The organism is Oceanisphaera arctica (assembly GCF_002936955.1).
In the GTDB taxonomy this organism is placed as follows: domain Bacteria; phylum Pseudomonadota; class Gammaproteobacteria; order Enterobacterales; family Aeromonadaceae; genus Oceanimonas; species Oceanimonas arctica.
Genome location: NZ_MPZM01000103.1, coordinates 1 through 1372, shown reverse-complemented (window position 1 = coordinate 1372; position 1372 = coordinate 1). Strand labels below are relative to the sequence as shown.

The window sequence follows — 1372 nt, the reverse complement described above, 5'->3', positions numbered from 1 at the left end:
GCCCTTAATACATTGATCGCGCCGACCACATCGGCGTTTTCCTCAAATCCACAGGCCACACAGACAAACAGCGCCTGGCTCTGACGGTTATCCGCCGAGATATGCCCACAGCAGGGGCAGGTTCGGCTGGTGTTCTTCGGCGGCACGGCTATCAGGTGCCCGCCTTGCCAGGCCAGCTTGTAGTCGAGCTGGCGGCGGAATTCGAACCAGCCCTGGTCGAGAATGGCCTTGTTCAGACCCGACTTGGCCCGCACGTTGCGCCCCGGCGCCGCTGCCGTCCCTGCCGCTGACCTGGACATGTTCCGTACCTGCAAGTCCTCGATACACACCATCGCGTGGTTTTTGCTGATGGCGGTCGTGGTTTGGTGCAGGTAGTCGCGGCGGGCGTGGCCGACACGGGCATGGATGCGCTGGACGCGGGCTTTCGCCTTCTTCCAGTTGCGGCCGAATTTGGTTTTTCGGCTCATCGCCTGCTGCGCTTTGCGCAAGGCGGTTTCGTGCCGCTTGAAGCTGTTGAGTGGGGCGTAGAAGTCGCCATCTGACAAGGTGGCGAAGCGGGCAATACCCATATCAATCCCGATAGCGCCGCCATGGTGGATCGGCACGGCGACCTCCCGCTCGGTCTGGATAGCGGCATACCACTTGCCGTTTGACTGGCTCACGGTGACGTTCTTGATCACCCCGAGCACGTCCCGGCTGTTGCGGTAGCGCACCCAGCCCAACTTGGGCAGGAAGAGGCGACGATTGCCCTGGTCGAGTTTGTAACCTTGTGGATAGCGGAAGCTATCGCCGCGCCCCTTCTTTTTGAAGCATGGGAAATCGGCTCGTTTGGCGAAGAAGTTGGTGTATGCCCGCTCCAGATCTTTAAGCGTTTGCTGCAATGCCTGAGAGGGTGTATCGGCCAGCCAGGCGGTTGAACCGTCCCGCTTCCATTGGGTCAGTTGCTTGCACAGTTCCGCATAGCCGAGCTTCTTCTCGCCCTGCTCGCGGCGCTCCTGCTGCAACGCCAGTGCCTTGTTGAACACGAAGCGGCATGAGCCAGCGAAACGGCGCATTTGCCGCTGTTGCTGGCCATCTGGCCGAAGTGCGTATTTGAAGGCTTGAAGTCGTTGCATGGTCACAATATAGTTTGGTCCATGAAAAAGCTCAACGACATCAGAACGGGCAGACACTGCGTTTTCTCCATGCACGTTCATTTGGTCTTTGTGGCCAAATATCGCAGGAGAGTATTCGATAAGGCCGCCATCGACCGCCTCAGAGCACTGTTCACCAAGATCTGCGCTGACTTTGAGGCTGAACTGAAAGAGATGGATGGGGATATTGACCATGTTCACCTGCTGGTGAATTACCCGCCAAAAGTGGCGGTATCGGC

Annotated in this window: 2 protein-coding genes; one reads left to right on the top strand and one right to left on the bottom strand. The window is 58.5% G+C overall.

Annotated elements, in window-relative coordinates; translation table 11 throughout:
* Positions 1-1115 (bottom strand): RNA-guided endonuclease InsQ/TnpB family protein (locus UN63_RS16855; protein ID WP_104488642.1); only part of this gene is annotated, 1115 nt, incomplete at its 3' end.
* Between the two features lie 21 nt (positions 1116-1136).
* Between UN63_RS16855 and tnpA the strand changes: the two genes are divergently transcribed.
* On the top strand, positions 1137-1372 hold a 236-nt coding region (gene tnpA, locus UN63_RS16850; protein WP_146084771.1), incomplete at its 3' end, for an IS200/IS605 family transposase.